Raw genomic sequence first — 26,502 nt, 5'->3', positions numbered from 1 at the left:
GAAATAAAGGATGGGAAGGTTTATGAATCATAAAAAGTGGATGGCTGTCATAGCACTGGCAGTTACCGCATTGATCCTGACACATCTTCCTGTGTCGGAGGCAGATGCGGCAGCGTCTGCCTCTGATTTTCAGACGCAGGGGAGTACACTGGTAAAATACAGAGGGACGGAAGAACGCGTCACGATTCCGGATACAGTGGAAGTCGTAGGCGAGAGTGCCTTCGAGAACAATCAGAAGGTACAGTTCGTTGTAATTCCGAAATCTGTCAAGCGTTTGGAGGCCTATGTTTTTTGGGGATGTAACAATCTGGAAGAGGTTGTCCTGGGAAAGGGTCTGACTGCAGTGGACGAGTATTCGTTTGCAGGATGTACGGGTTTAAAGCAGATCACAATTCCGGAAAATATACAGAGTATTGATGCACAGGCATTTGCGGGATGTGTTAATCTCACAGATATTTATATCCCGGCTACGGTGACCGGTATTGCGGAAGATGCTTTCTTAAACTGTGATAATGTGACAATCCATGCGGACGAGGGAAGTGTGGCAGCACAGTTTTCCCAAAAACTTGCGGAGCAGAAAAGCCGTGATCCGCTGGTGACGGCAGCTCCTGTACAGACACCGACAGCAGTAAGCAGACCGGATACACAGGCAACGACAGAACCTGTATCAACGGCTACGCCTGCACCTGCTGCAACACCGGTTCCCGGTAATGTCCTGGGCAGTACTATTATTGTAGGGAATCATGCCTTGGTAATGGTGCATCCGGGTGAGGAAAAAGTACAGCAGGGGTATACGGAACCGGAAGCGGGACAGGAGACCGGTGAAGAACAGGATATCACAGCTGAGACAGAGAACGGCAAGATTCCGGAATGGATGTATTATCGTAACCAGGCTGTCGGCGCAGTTACGATCCCGGAAGGTACTACAGAGATCGGACGGTTTGCTTTTTCCAGAAGTTCTCTCCGGACAATTACGATTCCGGAAGGTGTAACGACGATTGATTATGCGGCGTTTTATCATTGTGATAATCTGGATAACGTGGTATTGCCGGACACGGTGAATACTGTTGGTGCCAAGGCGTTTACCCATACCGGCTGGCTGGATGATTTTGAAGAGAACAGTATGGATGATTTTCTGATCAGTGGGGACATCCTGGTAGCTTATAAAGGGAATCTGCCTGAAGTTGTGATACCGGCTGGCGTTCGCGTGATCGCAGAGGAAGCATTCCGAAATCATACGGAATTGAAAAAAGTACATCTGCCGGCGAGTGTCACGGATATTGGAAATGACGCTTTCCCGGAGGGGATAGAGATTATAAATGAATAATGGGGTGATTTAACCGACACCCGGAATAGAAACCGGCATAAGATAGAATAAGTCTTATGTCGGTTTTACTATATTTTTACCGGGAAGGAAAACGGATGCAGAGGGTCAGGGAGCAGGTACAGGTACCGGAACAAATATATAGCGTAACTTGGCGGTCAGAGCCTGTAACGGTTGCTGTATTGGATACCGGGATCGCATATCATCCGGATCTTGCCGGGCATTTGTTATGTTTTCGTGATTTCGTGGAGAAGAGCTCTCTGCCGTATGATGATAACGGACATGGAACCCATGTATGTGGCATCCTTTGTGGAAACGGAGAATTGTCGGATGGAAGGCTTCGGGGAATGGCACCGGCATCGAAACTTGTCGTGGGAAAAGTGTTGGATGGAAAGGGAGAAGGATCCTGTGATTCCATGCAGGAGGCATTTCAGTGGATCCTACGGGTAAAAAACAGGTATCAGATCAGGATCTTAAATATATCTGTCGGAATCGGTGAACTGAAGGAACGATATAAGGAACAGGTACTGCGGGAGTATATGGAATTGTTGTGGGATCATAATATTCTCGTAGTCTGTGCAGCGGGAAATGCAGGACCTGAGGATGGGAGTATTTCGGAGATGGCAAGCAGCCGGAAAGTGTTAACAGTGGGTTGTCACGATGGAAGATATTGTAAAAATGACCCGAAGCGATGCGAAACATATTCCGGAAGAGGTAGAAAATACGACGTCATCCGAAAACCGGATATTGTGGCTCCCGGGACGCGGATCCTGTCCTGCAATGCTTTCTGGAAAAATAGAAATGGCAGAATTTTTAAACCTTATATTGCAAAAAGCGGTACCTCCATGGCAACCCCCATTGTGTCCGGAGCGGCAGCACTGGTACTACAAAAATATCCGAGAATGTCCAATGAAGAATTTCTCCGTCGGGTAGCGCTGACAGCTACGGATCTCGGAGAACCCTGGAATAAGCAGGGCTTCGGAATGCTCAATGTCCGCAGATTATTAGAAAACAAGTAAAATGATAAAATCACTGGGAAAAATAAAAAATGTGATTAAAATAAGTCAATAAAATTAATACTAAAGATATTGACACAAATGGTATGATTGTATACAATGATACGAGAACTGCAAAATGTATTTTTACTGCGCAGAGTAAAAATAGAAAACAATATTGCAGATGTCGAATGTCAGGGAAGAGAGGTATACCAATGAGAGATAGTGATGCATTTCAGAATCGTCCGGTCTCCATGAATCCGAAGAACAACCTTCTGGAGATTGAGGAGCATATGTACATACTGGATGATGTGGAGAAGCCGAACGTGTTCCGTAATATGTTCCCTTATTCCGAAATCCCCAAAATACCTTTTAATGATCGTATCGTGCCTCATAACATGCCGAAGGATATCTGGATCACAGATACCACTTTTAGAGACGGACAGCAGTCCAGGGCACCTTATACCACGGAGCAGATCGTGAAAATCTATGATTATCTGCACGAACTGGGCGGTCCCAACGGAATGATCCGTGCCAGCGAGTTCTTCCTGTACAGCAAAAAGGACAGAGATGCTGTCTATAAGTGCATGGAGAGGGGATATAAGTTCCCTGAGGTGACCAGCTGGATCCGCGCCAGCAAGGAAGATTTCAAATTAGTAAAAGAGATTGGAATGAAGGAGACCGGTATTCTGGTAAGCTGTTCCGATTATCATATTTTCTTAAAGTTAAAAATGACCAGAAGACAGGCAATGGATCACTATTTAAGCGTTATCCGTGACTGCTTAGAGGAGGGCATCAGCCCAAGATGTCACCTGGAGGATATCACCAGAGCGGATATCTACGGCTATGTGGTGCCGTTCTGTCTGGAATTGATGAAACTGATGAAAGAGTATCAGATTCCCATCAAGGTACGTGCCTGTGATACCATGGGATACGGTGTCAACTATCCCGGTGCCGTTATTCCCCGTAGTGTACAGGGTATCATCTATGCGATCCATACCCATGCAGGTGTGCCTCACGAGTTGATCGAGTGGCATGGACATAATGACTTTTACAAGGCAGTGTCCAACTCTACCACGGCATGGCTGTATGGCTGTTCCGGTGTCAACACTTCCCTGTTTGGTATCGGTGAGCGTACCGGTAATACGCCTTTGGAGGCAATGGTATTCGAGTATGCACAGTTAAAGGGCGACTTAAACGGTATGAATACCCGTGTGATCACGGAGCTGGCAGAGTACTATGAGAAAGAAATAGGTTATCAGATTCCTCCCAGAACCCCGTTTGTGGGCAAGAACTTTAATGTAACCAGAGCCGGCATCCATGCAGACGGACTGCTTAAGAACGAGGAGATCTACAATATCTTCGATACCGAGAAATTCCTGAACCGTCCGGTATTGTGCGCTATTTCCAACACCTCTGGTCTGGCAGGTATCGCACACTGGCTGAACACCTACTACAAGTTAAAGGGAGACAAGCAGGTACAGAAGAATTCCGAACTGGTAGCAGAGATCAAAAAGTGGGTAGATGAGGAGTATGCTGGAGGTCGTGTCACCGTGCTTACGGATGAAGAGATCGTGGCATGCGTCAACCGGATCTGTCTGGAGAAGAATCTGAAGATCGGTGAGTGAGCATAGAATAAGCATGACAACGGTAACAGCGTTGTCTGGAATCGAGGATTATAGTGAGTAAGTATGATGTAAAGCAGGAAGTAACGGACAAGTTCTCCCTGCGGGGACGGGTATTTCACAAGCTGAGAGAGGACATTTTAAGCGGAAAATACCAGGAACATGAAGAATTGAAGGAAGTGGCGATCGGCGAGGAGATGGGCGTCAGCAGAACCCCTGTCAGAGAAGCGTTCCGTCAACTGGAGCTGGAGGGACTGATCCAGATCATTCCGAACAAGGGTGCCTATGTCACCGGCATTACGCAGAAGGACGTGAAGGATATTTATATGATCCGTTCTTTGTTGGAAGGACTGTGTGCACGCTGGGCCACGGAGCATATCACTAAGGAACAGATGGAAGAGATGGAGGAGAATGTCTATTTGTCCAAGTTCCATGCCCAAAAAGGGCATCTGGAGCAGCTGGCGGAGTTAGACAACCGCTTCCATGACATTCTGTACGAAGCCTGTGACAGCAAGATGCTGGAGCATCAGCTGAAGGATTTCCATCAGTATGTTCTGCGTGTCCGTAAGAAGACATTGTCCAGCGCCAACCGCGGACCCAAGTCCAACGAAGAGCATGAGCAGATCATGGAGGCAATCAAGGCTGGCAACGCCGATCTGGCAGAGCAGCTGGCACATCAGCACATGATCAATGCCTATGAGAACATGGTGAAGAACGGTCTGAATGAGGCTTATGCACAGCAGGCTGGAAGTCAGGAATAAGTTGTCTGTTGGAACGAATTACGTTAAAATAGAATAGAACGAAAATTAATACTGGAAAGGAAATCGTTATGGAAAAGATCAAAATGACAACCCCTCTCGTAGAGATGGACGGAGATGAAATGACCAGAATCCTCTGGCAGATGATCAAGGATGAGCTGTTACTGCCCTATATCGATCTGAAGACAGAGTATTATGATCTGGGACTGGAGCATCGTAATGAGACAGACGATCAGGTAACCGTAGATTCTGCCAACGCTACCTTGAAATATGGTGTTGCCGTAAAATGTGCGACCATTACCCCCAACGCTGCCAGAATGACAGAGTACAACCTGAAGGAAATGTGGAAGAGCCCCAACGGAACCATCCGTGCCATCTTGGACGGTACTGTATTCCGTGCACCAATCCTGGTAAAGGGCATCGTTCCCTATGTAAAGAACTGGACCAAGCCCATTACCATTGCCCGTCATGCTTACGGTGATGTATATAAAAATACAGAGATCAAGGTACCCGGACCCGGTAAGGCAGAGCTGGTATTCACCGCAGCAGACGGCACCGAGACCCGTGAGCTAATTCACAATTTCGACGGAGCCGGTATCATTCAGGGTATCCACAATACCAATAAATCCATCGAGAGCTTTGCAAGAGCATGCTTCAGCTATGCGGTAGATACGAAGCAGGATCTGTGGTTCTCCACCAAGGACACCATTTCCAAAAAATACGATCATACCTTCAAGGATATTTTCCAGGAGATCTATGATAACGAGTACAAGGCTAAATTTGAGGAACTGGGCATTGAATATTTCTACACGCTGATTGATGATGCCGTAGCCCGTGTCATCCGTTCCGAGGGCGGATTCATCTGGGCATGTAAGAACTACGATGGTGATGTAATGTCAGATATGGTAGCTACCGCTTACGGCGATCTGTCCATGATGACCTCTGTACTGGTATCTCCCAGCGGCGTTTATGAGTACGAGGCTGCTCATGGAACTGTACAGCGTCATTACTACAAGCACTTAAAGGGTGAAGAGACCTCCACCAACTCCATTGCTACCATCTACGCATGGACAGGAGCTCTCAGAAAGCGCGGCGAGCTGGATCAGATTCCCGAACTGTGTAACTTCGCAGACAAGCTGGAGCAGGCATGCATCAAGACCATCGAGGATGGCAAGATGACGAAGAGCCTGTCTCTGATCTCCACCTGTGAGCATCCCGTGATCCTCAACAGCCTGGACTTCATCAAGGCTATCAGAGAGACCCTGGACAGCCTGCTGTAAATTGAAAATTAGTTGAATACATTGGCAAAATCCACGAACTCCCGGAGCATGCGATACACATGTCTCGATGTAAGGTCTCCGGATGTGAATTTTCTACGAAAAGTGATGAGTAGTTCTCGTCATGACGGGGCCGCCTACAGTCGACATCCATGTCGACAATCGGCTGACGCGGACATCGTGTCCGCTTTCCCCCTGTCTTTCAGCACTTTTCTAGAAAATATCAACATCCTCCGACAAACATCTTCGACATGGCACCGCATACTCCGGGAGTTCTGCGTTTTGAAAAGCTTTCAAAAACCAGTAGCCCTGGCTGGGTATAAGAATAAGCAGTGCCGTAAGCAGACGTCGGTACTTAGCGGTCGTATTGTGACCGCTTATGTACCGCTACGCTCTGCGACAGAGCGCGAGCGTGCCGCGTTTCTTATACCCTGCCAAGGGCTACGGGATTATTTCACTAACTCTCAATTTACTCCGCCAGTTCTTCCCATTGTTCATATAATTTTTCTAATTGTTCCTGGCAGGTAGTCTGCTCTTTGGACAGCTCCTGCAATTTCGCCACCTGGGTACCGATGGCGGGATCGGACATTTCAGTGTCGATCTCGGAGATGCGAGCTTCCAGTTCGGCAATCTTTTCTTCGCATTTTTTCAGGTCATTTTCTTTTTTTCGGAGTCTTGCTTGTTCTTCCTTCTGGGCTTTCCAGTCCAATTTGACTTCGGATTCTGCAGCCTTAGCAGCAACAGCACTATCTGCATCCGCATTCTGCGGTGCATTAGCCTCTATGGCAGCCATCACGGTGTCGTGTTTTTCCAGATAGTAGTCATAATTTCCAACATAACTTACGAATTGTCCCTCCGTCAGATCCAGGATCCTGTGGGCGGTACGGTTGATAAAATATCGGTCGTGGGAGACATACAATATGGTCCCTTCGTAACCGTTCAGGGCGTCCTCCAGAATCTCCTTGGACATGATATCTAAATGGTTTGTCGGCTCATCCAGGATGAGGAAGTTTGCGTTGGAGAGTACCAGCTTGGCGAGAGACACGCGTCCGCGCTCACCGCCGCTCAGATCACTGATGCGCTTGAACACATCCTCCCCGGTGAAGAGGAAAGCCGCCAGTACATTGCGGATCTGGGTATTGTTCAGGTAGGGATAATCGTCCGAGATCTCTTCGAACAATGTCTTCTCGCTGTGGAGCACATGATGCTCCTGATCGTAATAACCAATCTCTACATTGGAACCTAAGCGGAAAGTGCCCTGATCGGCAGGAACGAGACCGTTTAAGATCTTAAGCAAAGTGGTCTTGCCGCTGCCATTATCACCGATGATCGCCACGTGTTCACCGCGCTTGATCTCGAAATTGACATCGGTAAAAAGCTTATGGGAGTCAAAGCTTTTGGACAGATGCTCCACAGTCAGCACATCATTGCCGCTTAAGATCCGGGGCGTCAGAGTCAGCTTCATATCCGTGCGGACCTCGGAGGGCTTTTCGATGACCTCAATCTTGTCCAGCATTTTCTCCCGGCTTTCCGCCCGTTTGATGGATTTTTCCCGGTTAAAGGATTTTAATTTTTCAATGACTTCTTCCTGATGCTTGATCTCACGCTGCTGGTTCATATAGGCATTCCAGGCAGCAACGCGCAACTGTTCCTTTTTTACGGCATAATCGGAGTAATTGCCCATAAAGGTCGTAGCTTTAGACTGGTCGATCTCGATGACTTTCCCGGCGATCCGGTCCAGGAAATATCGGTCGTGGGAGACGATGAGAACGGCTCCCTTGTAATTCAACAGATAAGTCTCTAACCAGGCGATGGAATTCATATCTAAGTGGTTCGTCGGCTCGTCCAGGATAATGAGATCAGGGTTCTGTAACAGAAGCCGTCCTAACGCCACACGGGTCTTCTGACCGCCGGAGAGCGTGGCAACCGGTTTGGAGAATTCATCTTCGGTAAAGCCAAGACCCTTTAACACTCCTACCAGCTCACTGCGGTAGAGATAGCCGCCGCCGGTCTCGAAAGCATGGGTGAGAGAGGTGTACTGCTTCATAAGGTCTTCCAAAGCGTCCCCATTAGCATGCTTCATATTGTTTTCGCATTCTCGGATCTTTTCTTCCAGGCGCAGCAGATCCGCCTTGACGGATAACAGTTCCTCGTAAATGGTGTGAGAGGTGTCCACGGTGCTGTTCTGGGCGAGATACCCAAGTGTCTTGTCTTTCGCCAGAACCACCTGCCCGTCATCGGGAGTCATTTCCCCTACGATGATGCGGAGCAGCGTTGTTTTTCCGGCACCGTTGATGCCCACGATGGCAGCTTTTTCATGATCCTCTATATGAAAAGAGACATTTTTCAATACCTGATTTTCTACAAATGCTTTTGAAATATTCTGACAAGATAATATCATGGTAGTAAGTATCCTTTATTTCCAGCCCACACAGAACGGGCTTTTTAAATTTTATTGTAACGAAAAGAAGAAAACCTGTCAATTCATTGACAAGTTTTTAACATATGGTGTATACTTAAAAAAATCGGAGGTGAAAGTATTGGAAGCAAAAGAAATTTCACAGGCTGTGATCGGCAGACTGCCCAGATACTTTCGATATTTGGGGGAATTGAAGGATGAAGGTGTGGAACGTATCTCTTCGCAGGAACTTTCCGGACTGATGAAAGTGACCGCATCCCAGATACGACAGGATTTTAATAATTTCGGCGGATTTGGTCAGCAGGGATATGGATATAATGTAGAATATCTGTACCGTGAGATCGGTAAGATATTAGGGCTGGATAAGCAGCATAATTTCGTTATTATCGGAGCCGGTAACCTGGGCAGAGCTCTGGGTAATTATTTGAACTTTGAGCGTCGTGGTTTTATTTTTAAGGGAATGTTCGATGCGAATCCGGAGCTTGTGGGGAAGGATGTCCGTGGTGTGAAGGTTATGCCCATGGAGCAGCTGGAATCTTTTATCCGGGAGAATGACATAGATATTGCAGTACTGACGATTCCCAAGACCAGCGCTGTAGAAGTGGCTGACAAGCTGGTGGCGAACGGGATCCGTGCCATCTGGAACTTTGCGCATGTGGATCTGAATGTTCCGGAGGGAATACAAGTAGAGAATGTACATCTGTCAGACAGTTTAATGAAACTTTCGTATAATATTAACCGTTACAATTCAGATATAAAATAATGAACCTCAGGGAAAAACAAGCGGCTGCGAAGCAGACATTTGTTTTTCTGGGTTCATTAGCGAACGAATATCCTGCGAAGCGGGATGAAGAGTGCGATAGCACGAATTCGTGAGCTTACGAGAGAGTAAAGCATAAAGGGAGTGATATTATGGGCAACGATAACGCAGAAGAAAATGCGAGGAACCGGCAGGAAGCTTTTAAAAGTGCACTTGTTGGGAAACATCTGCCCGTACTCACCCTGGATAATAAGTGGTACAAGCTGCTGAATAAGACCGGTTCTGTTCCGTTAAAAGAGACAGAGGATGCCTTGAACCAGCTGTTAAAAAGACAGGGAAAGCTTAATACAGAGTCGAAGGATATCCGCAATCTGAAAAAGAAGCTGATGAAAGAGATCGTTCCCATGGTGGATGAGGCAGAACAGCAGGGAGAGGACAGTAAGCTGAACAGGCAGATCGAAGAACATAAGCGCCTGATCGAAGAGTGCAATGAGAAGCTGGAAGCTTATGAAGATGAGCTGAAAGACCTCCCCCGGGAGATCGAAAGATTAAATCTTCAGCTAATGATGTTTACTATGGAGTGCTGCTATGATATTATGAAGGATAATGACAAACAGATCAATGAGACTGCAGAGTGGGTGGGCGCGATCCGCATTGAACTGAAAAAACGTCTGATCGAGAAACAGCAGATGGAACAGCAGAATCAGGAGATTTATAACTACATGCATGACATCTTTGGTGCAGAGGTGGTCAATCTGTTTGACATGAAATATAATCCGGAGCAAAAATAGTATGAAATATCTGGTAACTGCACAGGAAATGAAGCAATACGATAAGAATACCATAGAGTACCTCGGCATACCGGGGCCGGTTCTGATGGAGAGAGCGGCGCTGGTAGCGGAGGATTTTATAAAAGAGCGCTTTGATGCCGTGAAAGAACGGACGAAAGTGCTCATTTTTGCTGGTATGGGGAACAATGGCGGCGATGGCCTGGCGTTAGCAAGACTTCTTGCGGCGGACGGATACGCAGTCGCGGTAAAATGCGTGGGAGATATGCAGAGAGCTACAAATCAGTGGAAATCGCAGTGGCAGACTTTGCAACATTTTCCGGTGAAGACAGACAGTAATATTGCGGTGGATGAATATAATGTAATTGTAGACGCCCTCTTCGGCGTTGGATTGAGCCGCCCTGTGGAAGGAAACTATGCGGATGCCGTGAAAGAGATGAACATGGCAGAGGGATTTAAGCTGGCACTGGATGTGCCAAGCGGTATCTGCTCAGATACCGGCAGAGTGCTGGGTTGTGCATTTCTGGCGGATGCCACGGTCACTTTTGGTTTCTGTAAGAGAGGACTGGTACTGTATCCCGGTGCGGAATACGCCGGAGAAGTCCGGACTGCGAATGTGGGGATCGGACCGGAGAGCTTCTTAGGACAGGAACCAGAAATGTACACTTATGAGAAAGGTTCCGTACAGTTACTTAAGAGAAACGCTGCGGGGAACAAAGGAACCTTCGGCAAAGCACTACTTGTTGCAGGAAGTAACGGCATGGCGGGGGCAGCTATTTTGGCGGCGAAAGCAGCCTATCGTACCGGAGCCGGCATGGTAAAGGTGATTACCGCGGAAGAGAACCGACAGATCATACAGCAGGGGATTCCGGAAGCGTTGTACGGCTCCTGCAGACAGCTGACGGAGAGCTTAGACTGGGCGGATGTCATCGCCATAGGTCCCGGCATCGGCAGAGAAGAACAGGCACTGCAATGTCTGAAGACCGTGGTGGAGAGAAGCAGGAAGCCGCTGGTGCTGGATGCAGATGCCCTAAACCTCCTGGCAGAGGAGAACGGCAGGATGCTGGCAGAAGAACTGCGCGCCCAGGGTGCGGAAGGCAGAGTGATCCTTCTGACACCTCATGTGGGGGAAATGTCAAGACTGCTCCAGCGGACAATCCCGGAGTGCAAGGACGATCTGCCCACATGTGCGAAAATACTGGCCAAGCGATTTCATGCCGTAGCAGTTGCCAAGGATGCGAGGACTGTGGTATGTAAGGAACAGGGAGCCTGTTATCTGAATACCACGGGCAACAGTGGAATGGCTACGGCAGGCAGCGGAGATGTGCTGACCGGCGTGATCCTGGGATTGCTGGCGCAGGGAATGGATGCCCCGGAGGCTGCAACCTGCGGCGTATATCTGCACGGCATGGCAGGAGATCTGGCGGCCGGACTTCATACCGAATATGGTGTGATGGCGGGAGATATCGCCGAATGTCTGATGAAAAATCAAAATAAGAAAGCGTGAAAATATGACGAGAGAACTGCAGGAAAAATTAGAGTCCTATCAACGGGTATGGGCGGAAGTGGATCTGGATGCCATCTGGGAAAATATGGTCCATATGAAAGAAAACATTGCGGAGAATACGAAAATACTGGCTGTCATTAAGACGGACGGATATGGTCATGGTGGTGTTCCCATCGCGAAAATGTTAGAGCAGCTGGACTTCATGTTCGGCTATGCGGCAGCCACTTATGAAGAGGCACATGTACTCAGAGAAGCAGGCGTGAAGAAACCGATCCTGATCCTGGGATATACTTTTCCCTATTGCTACGAAGAATTGATCCGGGAGGAGATCCGCCCGGCAGTCTACCGCAGGGATACGGTGGAAGAGCTGGTCGCAGCAGCGGCAAAGGTCGGACAGAAGGCAAAGGTTCATATCAAGGTAGATACCGGCATGGGAAGAATCGGCATTACGCCGGATGAAGAAGGACTGGAGTTCGTCAGATTCCTTATGGGACATCCGGAGCTGGAAGTGGAGGGCATCTTCACCCATTTTGCCAAATCCGATGAAGAAGATAAGACTTCTGCATACCATCAGCTGGCACTTTTTCAGAATTTTATCGACAGAATACAGACAGAGCTGGGGCTTACTATTCCCGTCAAGCACTGCTCCAACAGTGCGGCAATCTTGGAAATGCCCCAGGCAAATATGGATATGGTCCGTGCTGGTATCACTACTTACGGTCTGTATCCTTCCGAAGAAGTGAGCAAGGATATTGTACCCTTACGGGCAGCCATGTCTCTCTACAGTCATATTGTATACTGTAAGACGATTCATGCGGGACAGAGCGTCAGCTACGGCGGGCTGTTTACGGCACAGAAGGATACCAGAGTAGCCACGATCCCCGTAGGTTACGGAGACGGTTATCCCAGAAGTCTGTCCGGAAAAGGCTATGTACTGATCCGGGGGAAAAAGGCACCAATCCTCGGAAGAGTCTGTATGGATCAGTTCATGGTAGATATTTCGGAGATTCCGGGAGTTATGGAGGGCGACAAAGTAACTCTTCTCGGTGTGGACGGTACAGAGCGGATCACAGCGGAAGAATTGGGAGAACTCTCCGGCAGATTTAATTATGAATTTGTCTGTGACCTGGGGAAAAGAATTCCCAGGGTCTACAGGCAGCATGGTGAGATCACAGAAGTAAGAGACTATTTTGAAAATTTCTGATGGATCAAGAGTGTTCGTATAACTCCGTAAGAATCGGCAATACTTATCTTAAATCGCTGATGTAAGGAGTAGAAATGAGAAGAGGAGATGTCTATTACGCGGATCTGCGGCCGGTGATCGGCTCGGAACAGGGCGGTATCAGACCGGTGCTCATCATCCAGAATGATGTGGGCAACAAACACAGTCCTACCGTGATCTGCGCTGCAATCACCTCAAAGATGAATAAGGCGAAGCTGCCTACACACATTGAATTAAATGCCCGTCTCTATGATATGGATAAGGATTCGGTAGTGCTTCTGGAACAACTGCGCACCATTGACAAGAAGAGATTAAAGGATAAAGTATGTCATCTTGACGGTGATATTATGCGGAGAGTGAACCGGGCACTGAAGGTAAGCCTGGAACTGGATACATAGCCTGATACCCTGCGTATCCAGAGGAATATATAAAAGAATTAAAATACGAAAGGATGAAATGAACGATGGATATCAGTGGGCCTGTGGCCATATTTCTCTTTTTCCTGCTGTTACTGGTAGATATGTTTTTTTACGGATTTGATGCTGCCATTGACAACCTCAATGAAAAAGAGATCTTACATAAAGCAGAGGAAGAAAAGGATCGCCGGTCGGTGCGGCTTTCTGAGATGGTCAGCCGTCCGGGGATCTATATCAATACGGTACAGTTAGTCATTACGCTGATCAATATTTTAATGGGTGCCTTTTACCTGAATATCTGGCTGCAGACGATCGACAACGGCCTGAATGTGATCAATATCGGCGGATTGTCGCTTCAAAATGTTCCCACGGGAGTGATCTCCGGGATTGCAACGGTATTGTCTTTTGTTGCCATGATTTATATTCTGCTGACCTTCGGAGTACTGATCCCGAGAAAAATGGCATCCAGGAAACCGGAAAAGTGGGCATATGCCTGCATTGACCCGATCTTTTGGATTACGAGACTGTTATCTCCCTTGACGGGTCTGGTAAATCTGACTGCAAAGGGAATATTATTCATATTCGGTGTCCGTAATAATGTGGATGAGAATGATGTGACCGAGGAAGAGATTATTAACATGGTTCAGGAAGGGCATGAACAGGGTGTGATCCAGGCCAGTGAAGCGGAGATGATCTCCAATATTTTTGAATACGGAGACAAGGAAGCTCAGGACATCATGACGCACCGCGGAAGTATTGTAGCCATCGACGGTGAGACGAAGTTAAAAGATGCCATTGCTTCCATGCTGGAAGGCAAGAACAGCCGTTATCCGGTATATGAAGAGAACATTGATCATATCATCGGTATCTTACATCTGAAGGATGCCATGCGGTTCCACATCAGCGATGATAAACTGGATCTGCCCATTGCAAAGCTGGATGGGCTGCTCAGAGAACCTTATTTTGTGCCTCAGACCAAAAATATTGATGAACTGTTCAAAGAGATGCAGTCCCAGAAACTACAGATGGTCATTGTTGTAGACGAATACGGTCAGACCGACGGACTGATCGCCATGGAGGACATCCTGGAGGAGATCGTCGGTAATATCATGGATGAATATGATGAAGATCAGGAATATATCAAGAACCGCGGTAAGGGCGAATATGTCATGGAAGGTAAGACTCCGCTTAAGGAAGTGGAAGAGCTGTTAGACATTACCTTTGACGAGGAGGAATTCGAGACATTAAACGGCTTCCTGATCTCGAGGCTGGACAGGATCCCAGAGCCGGATGAACAGTTTGATGTGGACTATAAAGGATACAATTTCAAAATCCTTTCTGTGGTCAAAAAAATGATCGGAAGTGTCCTCGTCAAAAAGCTCCCGGAGGAAAAAACACTGGAGAATGCAGAAGACGGACAATCAGTGCTTGAAGAAAAACAAAAATAATGCTATGATAAAAAAAGCGTTATTGCGCAGGCGTTGCGCATACAAAGAGAAAGAAACTTTAAGTTCAAAGGAGTAACAAAGATGTCAGGACATTCAAAATTTGCTAATATTAAGCATAAAAAAGAGAAAAACGATGCAGCAAAGGGTAAGATTTTCACTATTATCGGACGTGAAATTGCAGTCGCTGTAAAAGAGGGCGGTCCCGATCCTGCTAACAACTTTAAACTGGCTACCGTTATCGCCAAAGCTAAGGCTAACAACATGCCAAATGATACTATCGATCGCGGTATTAAGAAGGCAGCCGGCGATGTAGGCAATGTGAACTACAAGTACGTGACTTACGAAGGTTACGGTCCCAACGGTATCGCCATCATCGTAGATGCACTTACCGACAATACCAACCGTACCGCTGCAAATGTCAGAAGCGCATTCACCAAGGGACAGGGTAACGTAGGTACTCCTGGATGCGTATCCTTTATGTTCGATAAAAAGGGCCAGATCATCGTGGACAAGGAAGAGTGTGATATGGAAGCGGATGATCTGATGATGACAGCACTGGATGCCGGTGCGGAAGACTTCTCCGAAGAGGAGGACAGCTTTGAGATCCTGACCGATCCCGATAGTTTCGAAGAGGTACGTAAAGCACTGGAGGATGCCGGAATTCCCATGATCAGTGCGGAAGTCACAATGATTCCTCAGAATTATGTAACTCTGACCGATGAGACTGCAGTGAAGAATTTACAGAGAACACTTGATCTGTTAGAAGACGATGATGACGTTCAGGCAGTTTATCACAACTGGGACGAATAATTCGAAAGGGTAGGGGTAGCAGCATGGAGAAACTTGCTATTGTAGTTCCTTGTTATAACGAAGAAGAGGTGCTGAAGATTGCTTCCGAAGCACTGAGGGGGGTACTGGATGATCTGATCCGCAAAGGGAAGATTGCGGAAGACAGTTTTATCCTGTTTGTTAATGATGGAAGTAAGGATCGTACATGGGAGCTGATCGAAGAAGAACATCAGGCGCATCCGGTACAGGTATGCGGCGTGAAGCTGGCAGGCAATGTGGGACATCAGTTCGCACTGACCGCCGGACTGATCACGGCAATGGATCTGTCCGATGTGACGGTTTCCATCGATGCGGATCTGCAGGATGATGTGGCTGTGATCGAAGAGATGATCGATAAGTTCCATAACGGCTGTGACATTGTATACGGTGTCCGTAAGGAACGTAAGACCGACACTTTCTTCAAACGTACCACTGCGCAGGGGTTCTATAAGGTTATGGAGATGATGGGAGTCAAGACGGTTTACAATCATGCGGATTTCCGACTGATGTCCAAGCGTGCGGTAGAACAGTTCTCCAAATATCAGGAAACAAACCTGTTCTTAAGAGGCATGATGCCTCTGATCGGTTACCAGACCGACTGTGTATATTATGATCGTAAGGAAAGAGTGGCCGGGGAATCCAAGTATCCGTTAAAGAAGATGCTGGCATTGGCATTTAACGGGATTTCTTCTTTCAGTGTGAAGCCGATCAGCATGATCCTGGGATCCGGTGTGATCATTGTATTATTAAGCATTCTTGCGGCAATCTATGCACTGATCTCTTATTGCACCGGACATGTGGTACCGGGATGGACTTCTTTGATTCTGTCCATCTGGTTCTTGGGCGGTATTCAGCTGATGGCCGTCGGACTGGTAGGTCAGTATATCGGCAAAATCTACATTGAAGTAAAACATCGTCCCAGATATAACATCGAAAAGGTACTGAAATAATGAATTATAAAAAAAGCATTTTAAGTGTTGTATTGTGGTTCATTTATGCAATAATAGTGGGCACCGGAATGGTAGGCACGGCTATGGCCGTGACCCTGCCTGCGTACGGTGCCCTTATTATCACAGGGGTTTGGCTTGCGGTGACAGGACTGGCTGTGTTTCTGCTACATAGATTTTTGGAGAAAACAAAGCACCCATTTTCGGAAGACAGACAACAGATAAAACTGATCGCGGAAAGCCTGTTGTTGGTTGCGCTGATCGCAGCTGGTATTGTACTTCGTACCGGAGAAATCATGCGGTATGATCTGTCCGCAGGGGGCGGAAATATCTGGTTTGATACCGTCATGGTTACAGAGAATACACAAATTCCGCAGGTGGTGCATGGAGCGGTATATTTTTATCTGCAGGTATTACATGGTCTGCTGGTTTTTCTGGGCAATAAAATGACAGCGGCTCTGATCCTTCAGGTGATATTGCAGATCCTGTCCGGAATTTTTCTCTATTTTGCATTAAGAAAAATGTCGGGTGCGGTAACAGCAGTGGTGACATTCGCATATTGGATGCTGTGCCCGGTGATCTCAGAGGTGGTTATTCTGGGACCGGAAACGCTGTACATACTTCTGTGGATGATTGGGTTGTGCATAACAGCAGAGTCCCTGGATCATTTTGTACAGTCGGGAGCTGAACCGGGGATCCGCTCCGTAATCGGTTTCTTTTTTGCCGGGGTAGCTACGGGCGTTCTGGGATATCTGGATGTTATGGGTTTTTTATTATTGCTACCGATATTTTCTGTGATTTTTTTGGTAACACAGGAGATGATTCGACTGGCTCGTAAAATCGGTGCGGCTATCCTTGGAATTGTGGGAAGCCTGGCGGGCTTTTTGCTTTCCATAGCTTTAGATGCCGTAGGCAGCGGTAAAATGATGGAAAATGTACTGGCAGCATGGGGAAAGGTCTATCTTCCGGAAAATTTTGTATTACCGGTAACCATTGAAAACGATAATGCGATAACTATTGCAGTAGTTGCGATTCTCGGAATCGGAGTTTTTGGATTTTGGTGCCGGAAGAGCCTGGAAAGACAATCCGTGTGGCTGGTAATTGCCCTTTCCCTGGGTGGGATGATCTGCTATGGAATGACGAGTGCGGAAATGCAGGGATTTACTTTGCTGTATCTGATCATAGCTGTGGTGGCCGGTGCAGGAGTACAGGCAGTCCTGCCGTATGAGCTTACACAACAGAATGCATTGCAGCAAGTCCGGGGAGCAGTCGAAGAACCTATGGCGGAAACCAAGCCGAAGAAACGACAGCTTAAGATACAGGATCTGGAGGAAGAAGGGCTTCCTGCAGAAACGGACAATAAAGTGCAATTGATCGAGAATCCGCTTCCGGTTCCGAAAAAACATGTTCCCAAAGTGTTGGATTATAAATTGAATGATGATGTCTCCGATTTTGATTATCCTGTAGCGGATGATGATGATTTTGACCATTAAAATTGTGTGATGAAAAGCAGAAAAACGGACACACTAAAGGCGATACTTTAAAAAAGGTATCGTCTTTTTTATTTTTAAGAAAGGCCGGTAAAAGTATGAGTGATATTAAAAGTGAAAAAGAAAAAGCGGAAGCGGAAGAACACAGAGATGAACGGATCGAAAAAACCGGACAGATCACCCTGCAGGATCATGCGGGGGAACAGAAGATACATTTGCTTACGATCATCGGAGAAGTGGAAGGGCATGAGAATCTTGCAGGGAATTCCAAGACGACGAAATATGAACACATTCTTCCTCAGCTTGCGGCAATCGAAGACAGTGAAGAAATCGGCGGTGTGCTGGTGCTGTTAAATACTATGGGTGGAGATGTGGAAGCGGGACTTGCCATTGCTGAAATGCTGGCGTCGTTGAGTAAACCTACGGTATCTCTGGTCCTGGGAGGCAGCCATTCCATAGGCGTTCCCATAGCAGTCAGCTGTAAATATTCTTTTATTGTCCCAACGGGAACTATGGTGATACATCCGGTACGGACGAACGGTATGGTGATCGGTGTTCCACAGACTTTTGAATATTTTAAGCTGATCCAGGACAGAATTACGGGGTTTGTGTGTCAACATTGCAGGATCAGCCGGCAGAAGCTGGAAGATCTCATGATGGAGACCGGATTCCTGACGAAAGATGTCGGCAGTATCCTGGTAGGAGAAGATGCTGTGAAACACGGTATCCTTGATGAAGTGGGCGGGATTGACCGCGCAATCCGAAAGCTTCGGGAGATGATGGACAGCAATATAAAAAAGGATGACAAGGCAGTGGAAAAATGATATACTTCTAATTATGACTATTAGGCTGACGTAAAAGAAAAGCATCGTAGATGCGATTTTACTAATGCGGCTCTGAATAGTTATATTCGTATTAACATTAAAGTTAGGGGTATGATGACATGGCATCTTCATCAGGCAAAAGAACATCATCTTCCGGCAGGACAAGAAAAAGTACGACGAGCAGACGCAACAGGCAGGCGCAGAGATCTGCACAGGACAGTGAACTTTTTCACGAGATTGGTCTGATCGTCCTGTTTGTTGCGATGTTGATATTATTTTGTTGCAATTTTGGTATTATCGGTCCGGTTGGCAATGCAATCAGTGGGGTCTTATTTGGCATTTTCGGATTCACTGCGTATATAGCGCCTATTGTAATATTTCTGGCGGTGGCTTTCTGGTTCGCCAATGAGGGGAACCCTACCGCAGTCCGAAAAGTGATCGCCGGTGCCGTATTGTTTTTAATGATCGGTGTAGTATGTGATCTGATCACGAAGACTGCCGGCTCTATGGAACAGTACGATATCAAAATGTTATATACGAACTGCAGCACAGGTAAAAAGGGCGGCGGTATTTTCGCAGGCAGTATCTGTTATCTGTTGTTACATTATCTGGAGACCGTAGGAACAGTGCTGGTAGTGCTTTTGTGTTCATTGATCAGTCTGATCCTGGTAACGGAGCGATCCTTCTTAAACAGTATGCGTAACGGCGGCGACAGGATCCGTGAAATGTCCAGAGAAGACGCGGCGCGTAGACGAGAGAATGCCGAAATCCGCAGGCAGGAGCAGGAAGAGCGTACTTCCCAAAGAGAGGAAGCACGCCGCATCCGCGAAGAGGAGCGCCGGATCCGTGAAGAAGAGCGAAGACTTCGCGCTGAGGAGAAAGAGAACGAACAGATCCTGAATGCTGTCCCCCGCAGAGAGAAAAAGGTGACAGGAGTTATGATGGATACCTCCTTGAAAAAGCAGGATACACAGCCTGCCGGTAGACGGGATGATATCCATGAGATCGTATACGAAGAGGATGCACAGGAAGCTCCTGAAGTGGAAGAGACCCGGGTGACTTCCAATGATTTTGATAAAATCAATGTGACGGATATGCATCAGGTGACGATGCAGGAAGCAGTGGGGGAGGCTTCTTATGAAGATATACCGGTGGAGGAAGTAAGCAGCGCAGCTACGTTTAAAAAGCCTTTTGAACGCAGAGAGTCCTGGCAGGAGGAAGCGGCGCTTCTGACGCCCCAGGCGGAAGCTATCCGGATCCATAAGGAAGACATTCCGGAGCATGAGGAAACACCTGCAGAACCGGCTGAGAGCCCCGTACGCCCGAAGATCACGGCACCGGAGCCTCCTAAGGGGAATTCCCTGGCGGAAGACCAGATACATAAGGATATTGCAAAGGCAGCCAAACAGCCAGCGGCAGAATACCGGATCCCTCCTTTGAGTCTGTTACAGAAGGGAAAGGCGTCTACGGGAGATTCTTCCAGAGAATTAAAAGAGACTGCCATGCGCTTGCAGCAGACACTGAATACTTTCGGTGTGAAGGTAACGATCACCGATATCAGTCAGGGTCCTAGTGTTACCCGGTATGAATTACAACCGGAGCAGGGGGTAAAGGTATCTAAGATCGTAGGTCTGGCAGATGATATCAAATTGAATCTGGCAGCCACGGATATACGTATCGAGGCACCGATCCCAGGCAAGGCTGCCATCGGTATCGAAGTCCCGAATAAAGAAAATATGACAGTAGCACTCCGTGATCTTTTAGAGAGTAACGAATTCCGGGAATTTAATTCCAACATTGCTTTTGCCGTAGGTAAGGATATTGCTGGCAAGACGGTAGTAGCGGATATTGCCAAGATGCCCCATATGCTGATCGCCGGAGCTACCGGTTCCGGTAAATCCGTATGTATTAATACCCTGATCATGAGTATTTTGTACAAGGCACATCCGGATGATGTAAAACTGATCATGGTAGACCCTAAGGTCGTAGAACTGAGTGTGTATAACGGCATTCCTCATCTGCTGATCCCGGTAGTGACAGACCCCAAGAAGGCATCTGCTGCATTGCATTGGGGTGTCAGTGAGATGGAAGACCGTTACCGGAAGTTCGCGGATTATAATGTCCGTGATCTGAAGGGCTATAATAAAAAGATAGAGGCCATGCCTGTTTGCGAGGGAGAGGAACGGCCTAAGAAGATGCCGCAGATTGTTATTATCGTAGACGAACTTGCGGATCTGATGATGGTATGTCCCGGCGAGGTAGAAGAATCCATCTGTCGTCTGGCACAGCTTGCCAGAGCGGCAGGGATCCATCTGATCATTGCTACCCAGCGACCCAGCGTGGATGTCATCACCGGTCTGATCAAGGCGAACATGCCCAGCCGTGTGGCGTTCTCCGTATCCAGTGGCGTGGATTCCCGTACAATCCTGGATATGAACGGAGCCGAAAAACTTTTGGGAAAAGGAGATATGCTGTTCTACCCTCAGGGCTATTCGAAGCCGGCCCGTGTACAGGGAGCTTTCGTATCGGATAAGGAAGTATCCGATGTGGTGGATTATCTGAAAAATCAGACCCTTGGCAATGTCTATAACAGCTATGCCGAGGATATAGAAGAAAAAATTAAAAATATCGGCTCATCGGGAGGCTCTTCCGGAAGCGGATCCGGCGGTGGCAACGACAGAGACGAATATTTTGAGGAAGCCGCGCGTTTTATTATAGACAAGGATAAGGCATCCATCGGAATGCTGCAGCGTGTGCTTAAGATCGGCTTTAACCGTGCCGCCAGGATCATGGATCAATTGTGTGAGTACGGCGTGGTCGGCGAAGAAGAAGGCACAAAGCCCAGAAAGGTACTTATGAGTATGGAACAGTTTGAACAGTTGTTAGAGGAAATCTGACATGGAGAACTGTCTGAATAAACGGAGGGAAAAATATGAAAACAGATATTGAAATCGCACAGGAAGCGGTCATGGAACCGATCACGAGCGTTGCGGCAGGTATTGGCATCGACGCAGATGACCTGGAGCTTTACGGCAAGTACAAAGCAAAACTTTCTGAGGAATTTCTGAAAAAAATACAAGCTCGTCCCAACGGAAAATTGATTCTGGTAACAGCAATCAACCCGACTCCCGCCGGAGAGGGCAAGACGACCACCACGGTAGGATTGGGAGAAGCTTTCGGACGAATGGGGAAAAAAGCAGTGATCGCTCTCAGAGAGCCATCTCTTGGTCCCTGTTTCGGTATCAAAGGCGGTGCAGCCGGCGGTGGATATGCCCAGGTAGTACCTATGGAGGAACTGAATCTTCATTTTACCGGAGATTTTCATGCAATTACTTCTGCAAACAATCTGCTGGCAGCACTTTTGGACAACCATATCCAGCAGGGCAATGAACTTGGCATTGATACCAGACAGATTGTCTGGAAGCGCTGTGAAGACATGAATGATCGTGTCCTGCGTAATATCGTAGTGGGGCTGGGCAATAAGACAGATGGCTATGTCAGAGAGGATCATTTTGTCATCACTGTGGCCAGTGAAATTATGGCAATTCTGTGCCTGGCTGACGATATGAAGGATCTGAAGGATCGTCTGTCCCATATCGTGGTGGCCTATAACTATCAGGGAGAACCGGTAACGGCAGGTCAGCTGAAGGCAGTAGGCGCTATGGCAGCTTTGTTAAAGGATGCTATAAAACCGAATCTGATCCAGACACTGGAGCATACCCCTGCGCTGGTACACGGCGGACCGTTTGCCAATATTGCACATGGATGCAATTCTGTCAGAGCGACCAAAGCTGCCATGAAGATGGCGGATTATTGTATTACGGAAGCCGGTTTCGGCGCCGATCTGGGTGCGGAGAAGTTCTTTGATATCAAGTGCCGTAAAGCCGGACTTACCCCTGATGCGGTTGTACTGGTAGCAACGATTCGCGCATTGAAATACAATGGCGGTGTAGCAAAAGCGGATCTGGGTGCAGAGAATCTGAATGCCCTGAAAAAGGGTATTGTCAACCTGGAGAAACATATTGAGAATCTGCAGAAATATGGTGTACCCGTAGTTGTGACCCTGAATTCCTTCATCACGGACAGTGCGGCAGAGACTGCTTATGTCAGAGATTTCTGTGAAGCAAGAGGTTGTGAGTTTGCACTCTCGGAAGTATGGGAGAAGGGTGGCGAAGGCGGAATCGCTCTGGCTGAAAAAGTATTAAAGGCAATGGAAGAGAAAGAGAATGATTTCCATGTCCTCTATGAGGATGAAATGCCTCTTTCGGATAAGATCACAAAAATTGCGAAGGAAATCTACGGTGCATCCGGCGTAAACTTTGCGCCTGCTGCTGTAAAGCAGTTAAAACGACTGACGGAGCTGGGCTTCGGTAATCTGCCGGTATGTATGGCGAAGAATCAATATTCCCTGTCGGATGATCCCACACTGTTAGGAAGACCATCCGGATTTGAATTAAACGTAAGAGAGGCTTATGTATCTGCCGGCGCCGGTTTTGTCGTAGTACTCACCGGTGCGGTCATGACCATGCCGGGACTGCCCAAGGCACCTGCTGCCTACAATATTGATGTGGATAACAATGGAAAGATCACAGGATTATTCTAGTAAGGAGGACTGGTGTCCCATGGCACAGTTGATAGATGGAAAAGCTATTTCCGCACAGATCAAAGAGGAAGTAAAAGAAAAAGTTGCAGCTTTAAAAGAGCAGGGGTGTGAAGTGACTCTGGCTGTGATTCAGGTAGGAGCCGATCCGGCTTCTTCCGTATATGTTCGAAATAAGAAAAAAGCATGTGAATATGTGGGTGTTCGTTCTCTGGCGTATGAACTTCCGGAGGAGACCACAGAAGAAAAGCTTCTGGAGCTGATCCGAGAAATGAATGACAGAACGGATGTGAACGGCATTCTGGTGCAACTGCCGTTACCCAAACACATTGATGAGGAAAAGGTACTGGATGCCATTTCTCCTTTAAAGGATGTAGACGGATTCCATCCGCAGAATGTCGGTGCGCTCTGTATCGGCAAACCGGGATTTGTATCCTGTACACCTGCCGGTGTGATCCAGCTCCTTAAGAGATCCGGCATTGAGATTGCCGGTAAGGAATGTGTTGTTGTTGGCAGAAGCAACATTGTAGGCAAACCGATGGCACTTTTATTGCTGCGGGAGAACGGTACGGTTACCGTTGCTCACAGTCGCACAAAGGATCTGAAAGAAGTGACAAAGCGGGCGGATATTCTGGTAGTTGCCGTAGGCAGACCGAAAATGATCACCGCTGATTATGTCAAAGAGGGTGCCGTTGTGATCGATGTCGGCATTCACCGGAACGAACAGAATAAATTATGCGGCGATGTGGATTTCGATAGTGTGGAGCCTGTATGCAGCGCAATCACCCCGGTTCCCGGTGGCGTAGGACCCATGACCATAGCCATGCTGATGAATAATTGTCTGGAATCCGTTTCTTTGCAGGCAATAAGAGGATAATCGTATGAAGTGTCCGAATTGTGGGGCAGAGATGGAGGAAGGAAAGCTTTACTGTGAGCATTGCGGTGAAGATATCCATATAGTCCCTGATTTTGAGCCGGAAGTAGAATACAATATGGAACAGACGCTGAGTGACATTGCGAAGGAAATGGAGCCGGAATCTGCGGAGGAGGGAGAACCTGTAAATCCCGAATCACAGGATTGGGATGAACTCCCGGAAAGCCATGTCTCACAGCACCCATTCCGATGGAAATTTATTGTCCTTGTGCTGGTCCTGCTGGTGGTTGCTGTGGTATGTACCGGTTTTGGGATTTCTTATTCCCATTATCATTCTGCAGACTATCAGGTAAAATGCGCTAAAGGTTTTGTCTCATTAGAGGAGTATGATCAGGCAATCGCTTGTTATGAAAGAGCACTGGAACTGGAACCTGAAAATATTACTTTTAAATTTGAACTGGCAGATATTTACTTCCGGAAAAACAATAAGATAGAGTACGAATATTTGCTCAGGGAAATCGTGGCAGATTCCGAGGCCACTTCCGAACAGCTGGAGACTGCTTATGGAAAACTGATTGCCATTTATGCGGCCAGAGACGATTATAAAACGATTAATGATCTTCTGCAAAACTGTGGTAATGTAAACATTATGAGTAAGTACCAGAGTTATATGGCTATGGAACCGGAATTCAATCTTCAGGAGGGATATTATACCAGCATTCAGCCGCTGAAATTGACCACTTTCGGAAGCGGGAAGATTTTTTATACCATGGACGGAAGCAAACCCGGAGAGAACAGTTCCCTGTATACCGCACCTATTTTGCTGGAGAATGGGGATTATTGTATTAAAGCAATATACATCAATGAGAATGGAATTGAAAGTCCGGTGGTGACCAAAAATTATCATATTGAAATTGATGAATTGAGCGCACCGGAGGTCACGACTGTCAGCGGTGACTATGAGTTCCCAATCAACATTGAAGTGACAGATGGAAATGATGTCTATTATACGACGGACGGTTCCGATCCTACGCAGAATTCTGCAGTATATTCCGGACCGATTCCCATGCCTTTGGGAAAATCGACTTTTCGCTTCCTTCGGATCGCAGAAGGAAGGAAAAGCGAGATCGTTGAAAAAAGTTATAATCTGGTTATGAATACAGAATTCATGCCGGAAGATGCCGTTAAAAAAGTTGTGAACCATGCAATACAGAGTGGTAAAATAACAGAGGAGTCCGGCAGCTTTGATGAGTCCGGAGCAGCATATCTGTATCAATATCAGTATGTGACCAACATAAATAAAATAGATGATTTTTATGTCATCGCAGAAATCTACAGAGGTGAAGACGGAACCGACACAAAGACAGGAAACCTGTTTGCTGTAAATGCCTATAATCAGGAACTGTATAAACTGCAGGTGGACGAAAGCGGTCGCCGTTATACTCTGGTGACTGTTTCAGATATATAAAATCCTATATAAATCCTAACAGAAGGGACGGAAAAGAGAAATGTATAAGATCGTAAAAAAACAGGAGCTGACAACCAACATCTATCTGATGGAGGTAGAGGCAAAAAGAGTGGCGAAGACCTGTGAACCCGGTCAGTTTGTCATCGTAAGAATGGACAGTGAAGGAGAGAGAATCCCTCTGACTATCTGTGATTACAACAGAGAAAAAGGAACCATCACAATTGTGTTCCAGACGGTAGGCGCGGGAACCAAAATGATGGCACAGTTAGAAGAAGGGGAATATTTCCATGATTTTGTAGGCCCTTTAGGACGTCCTTCCGAACTTGTGGAGCAACCTCTGGAAGAAGTAAAATCCAAAAAGATCCTCTTCGTTGCAGGTGGTGTAGGAGCAGCACCGGTATATCCCCAGGTGAAATGGCTGCATGAGCATGGAATCGCTGCAGATGTTATCGTAGGAAGCAAGACCAAGGATCTTCTGATCCTGGAAAAGGAAATGGAATCTGTAGCCGGAAATCTTTATGTGACCACGGATGACGGTTCCTACGGAAGAAGTGGTATGGTAACCCAGACGATAAAAGATCTGGTAGAAGAAGGCAAAAAATACGACCTGTGTATTGCTATTGGCCCCATGATCATGATGAAGTTTGTATGTTTATTAACCAAAGAACTGGAGATTCCGACCGTTGTCAGCCTGAACCCCATTATGGTAGATGGAACGGGAATGTGTGGTGCCTGTCGTGTAACGGTCGGTGGCAAGGTGAAATTTGCCTGCGTGGACGGCCCCGAGTTTGACGGACATGAAGTGAACTTCGACGAGGCAATGAGACGTCAGCAAATCTACAAGACCGCAGAGGGACGTGCAATGCTGGCTCTGGAAGAGGGCGAGACCCATCACGGCGGCTGTGGCAACTGCCAGTAAGCTTTTAGACGGA

The 26,502-nt window shown here is 47.2% G+C and carries 21 protein-coding genes; 20 read left to right on the top strand and 1 reads right to left on the bottom strand.

Going from position 1 to position 26,502, the window contains the following annotated elements; all coding sequences use genetic code 11:
• Window positions 1-22 precede the first annotated feature (22 nt).
• The 5 genes from FYJ59_RS06385 to FYJ59_RS06365 all read left to right on the top strand — a co-directional run bounded on the left by FYJ59_RS06385 (window position 23) and on the right by FYJ59_RS06365 (window position 5,982).
• Window positions 23-1,327 (top strand): leucine-rich repeat domain-containing protein, encoded by a 1,305-nt coding sequence (locus FYJ59_RS06385; RefSeq protein WP_205839472.1) that lies wholly within the window; start codon window positions 23-25, stop codon window positions 1,325-1,327.
• 95 nt (window positions 1,328-1,422) lie between these two features.
• Window positions 1,423-2,343: a S8 family peptidase gene (locus FYJ59_RS06380; protein ID WP_154495995.1), complete on the top strand. Its 921-nt coding sequence runs from the start codon at window positions 1,423-1,425 to the stop codon at window positions 2,341-2,343.
• A gap of 191 nt (window positions 2,344-2,534) precedes the next feature.
• The gene (locus FYJ59_RS06375) at window positions 2,535-3,947 is read left to right on the top strand and encodes a beta/alpha barrel domain-containing protein (RefSeq protein ID WP_148446871.1); all 1,413 of its coding nucleotides are present in this window, start codon (window positions 2,535-2,537) and stop codon (window positions 3,945-3,947) included.
• A gap of 53 nt (window positions 3,948-4,000) precedes the next feature.
• A complete protein-coding gene (locus FYJ59_RS06370; protein WP_249327045.1) occupies window positions 4,001-4,705 on the top strand; it encodes a GntR family transcriptional regulator in 705 nt (234 codons plus the stop codon).
• A 68-nt stretch (window positions 4,706-4,773) separates the two neighbouring features.
• Complete coding sequence (locus FYJ59_RS06365; protein WP_022153808.1) at window positions 4,774-5,982, top strand: NADP-dependent isocitrate dehydrogenase; 1,209 nt, start codon at window positions 4,774-4,776, stop codon at window positions 5,980-5,982.
• Window positions 5,983-6,448: 466 nt separating this feature from the next.
• On the opposite strand, the gene FYJ59_RS06360 is transcribed toward FYJ59_RS06365, so the two are convergent.
• Window positions 6,449-8,380: an ABC-F family ATP-binding cassette domain-containing protein gene (locus FYJ59_RS06360; protein WP_154495993.1), complete on the bottom strand. Its 1,932-nt coding sequence runs from the start codon at window positions 8,378-8,380 to the stop codon at window positions 6,449-6,451.
• Between the two features lie 139 nt (window positions 8,381-8,519).
• On the opposite strand from FYJ59_RS06360, the gene FYJ59_RS06355 reads away from it, so the two are divergent.
• The 15 genes from FYJ59_RS06355 (at window position 8,520) to FYJ59_RS06285 (ending at window position 26,489) form a co-directional block, all read left to right on the top strand.
• The gene (locus FYJ59_RS06355; RefSeq protein ID WP_022155133.1) at window positions 8,520-9,161 is read left to right on the top strand and encodes a redox-sensing transcriptional repressor Rex; all 642 of its coding nucleotides are present in this window, start codon (window positions 8,520-8,522) and stop codon (window positions 9,159-9,161) included.
• 149 nt (window positions 9,162-9,310) lie between these two features.
• A complete protein-coding gene (locus FYJ59_RS06350) occupies window positions 9,311-9,949 on the top strand; it encodes a hypothetical protein (RefSeq protein ID WP_154495992.1) in 639 nt (212 codons plus the stop codon).
• Window position 9,950: 1 nt separating this feature from the next.
• Window positions 9,951-11,453: an NAD(P)H-hydrate dehydratase gene (locus FYJ59_RS06345; RefSeq protein ID WP_154495991.1), complete on the top strand. Its 1,503-nt coding sequence runs from the start codon at window positions 9,951-9,953 to the stop codon at window positions 11,451-11,453.
• Window positions 11,454-11,457: 4 nt separating this feature from the next.
• Entirely contained in the window at window positions 11,458-12,657 is a 1,200-nt protein-coding gene (gene alr, locus FYJ59_RS06340) for an alanine racemase (RefSeq protein ID WP_154495990.1), read from the top strand.
• Between the two features lie 74 nt (window positions 12,658-12,731).
• Window positions 12,732-13,073: a type II toxin-antitoxin system PemK/MazF family toxin gene (locus FYJ59_RS06335; RefSeq protein ID WP_022155129.1), complete on the top strand. Its 342-nt coding sequence runs from the start codon at window positions 12,732-12,734 to the stop codon at window positions 13,071-13,073.
• A 65-nt stretch (window positions 13,074-13,138) separates the two neighbouring features.
• The gene (locus tag FYJ59_RS06330; protein WP_154495989.1) at window positions 13,139-14,539 is read left to right on the top strand and encodes a hemolysin family protein; all 1,401 of its coding nucleotides are present in this window, start codon (window positions 13,139-13,141) and stop codon (window positions 14,537-14,539) included.
• 81 nt (window positions 14,540-14,620) lie between these two features.
• Window positions 14,621-15,349, top strand: a complete 729-nt coding sequence (locus tag FYJ59_RS06325; protein ID WP_118692969.1) for a YebC/PmpR family DNA-binding transcriptional regulator — start codon at window positions 14,621-14,623, stop codon at window positions 15,347-15,349.
• A gap of 23 nt (window positions 15,350-15,372) precedes the next feature.
• Complete coding sequence (locus tag FYJ59_RS06320; protein ID WP_154495988.1) at window positions 15,373-16,317, top strand: glycosyltransferase family 2 protein; 945 nt, start codon at window positions 15,373-15,375, stop codon at window positions 16,315-16,317.
• Window positions 16,317-17,807, top strand: coding sequence for a hypothetical protein (locus FYJ59_RS06315; RefSeq protein WP_154495987.1), 1,491 nt, complete (start codon window positions 16,317-16,319; stop codon window positions 17,805-17,807). Before FYJ59_RS06320 ends, FYJ59_RS06315 begins: the two co-directional genes overlap by 1 nt.
• A gap of 95 nt (window positions 17,808-17,902) precedes the next feature.
• Complete coding sequence (locus FYJ59_RS06310; RefSeq protein WP_118551373.1) at window positions 17,903-18,628, top strand: ClpP family protease; 726 nt, start codon at window positions 17,903-17,905, stop codon at window positions 18,626-18,628.
• A gap of 119 nt (window positions 18,629-18,747) precedes the next feature.
• Window positions 18,748-21,525 carry an FtsK/SpoIIIE family DNA translocase gene (locus FYJ59_RS06305; RefSeq protein ID WP_154495986.1) on the top strand — a complete coding sequence of 926 codons (2,778 nt, stop codon included), beginning with the start codon at window positions 18,748-18,750 and terminating at the stop codon, window positions 21,523-21,525.
• A gap of 35 nt (window positions 21,526-21,560) precedes the next feature.
• Entirely contained in the window at window positions 21,561-23,231 is a 1,671-nt protein-coding gene (locus tag FYJ59_RS06300) for a formate--tetrahydrofolate ligase (protein WP_154495985.1), read from the top strand.
• A 19-nt stretch (window positions 23,232-23,250) separates the two neighbouring features.
• Window positions 23,251-24,105, top strand: a complete 855-nt coding sequence (gene folD, locus FYJ59_RS06295; RefSeq protein WP_154495984.1) for a bifunctional methylenetetrahydrofolate dehydrogenase/methenyltetrahydrofolate cyclohydrolase FolD — start codon at window positions 23,251-23,253, stop codon at window positions 24,103-24,105.
• A 4-nt stretch (window positions 24,106-24,109) separates the two neighbouring features.
• On the top strand, window positions 24,110-25,570 hold the full coding sequence (locus tag FYJ59_RS06290) for an FN3 associated domain-containing protein (RefSeq protein ID WP_154495983.1): 1,461 nt from the start codon (window positions 24,110-24,112) through the stop codon (window positions 25,568-25,570).
• 40 nt (window positions 25,571-25,610) lie between these two features.
• Window positions 25,611-26,489, top strand: coding sequence for a sulfide/dihydroorotate dehydrogenase-like FAD/NAD-binding protein (locus FYJ59_RS06285; protein ID WP_154495982.1), 879 nt, complete (start codon window positions 25,611-25,613; stop codon window positions 26,487-26,489).
• Window positions 26,490-26,502: the final 13 nt, after the last annotated feature.

It is taken from the genome of Waltera intestinalis (genome assembly GCF_009695995.1).
Taxonomy (GTDB): Bacteria; Bacillota; Clostridia; order Lachnospirales; family Lachnospiraceae; genus Acetatifactor; species Acetatifactor intestinalis.
Note: the sequence above shows the minus strand (reverse complement) of the source record. Positions and strands in the feature narration are given on the sequence as shown.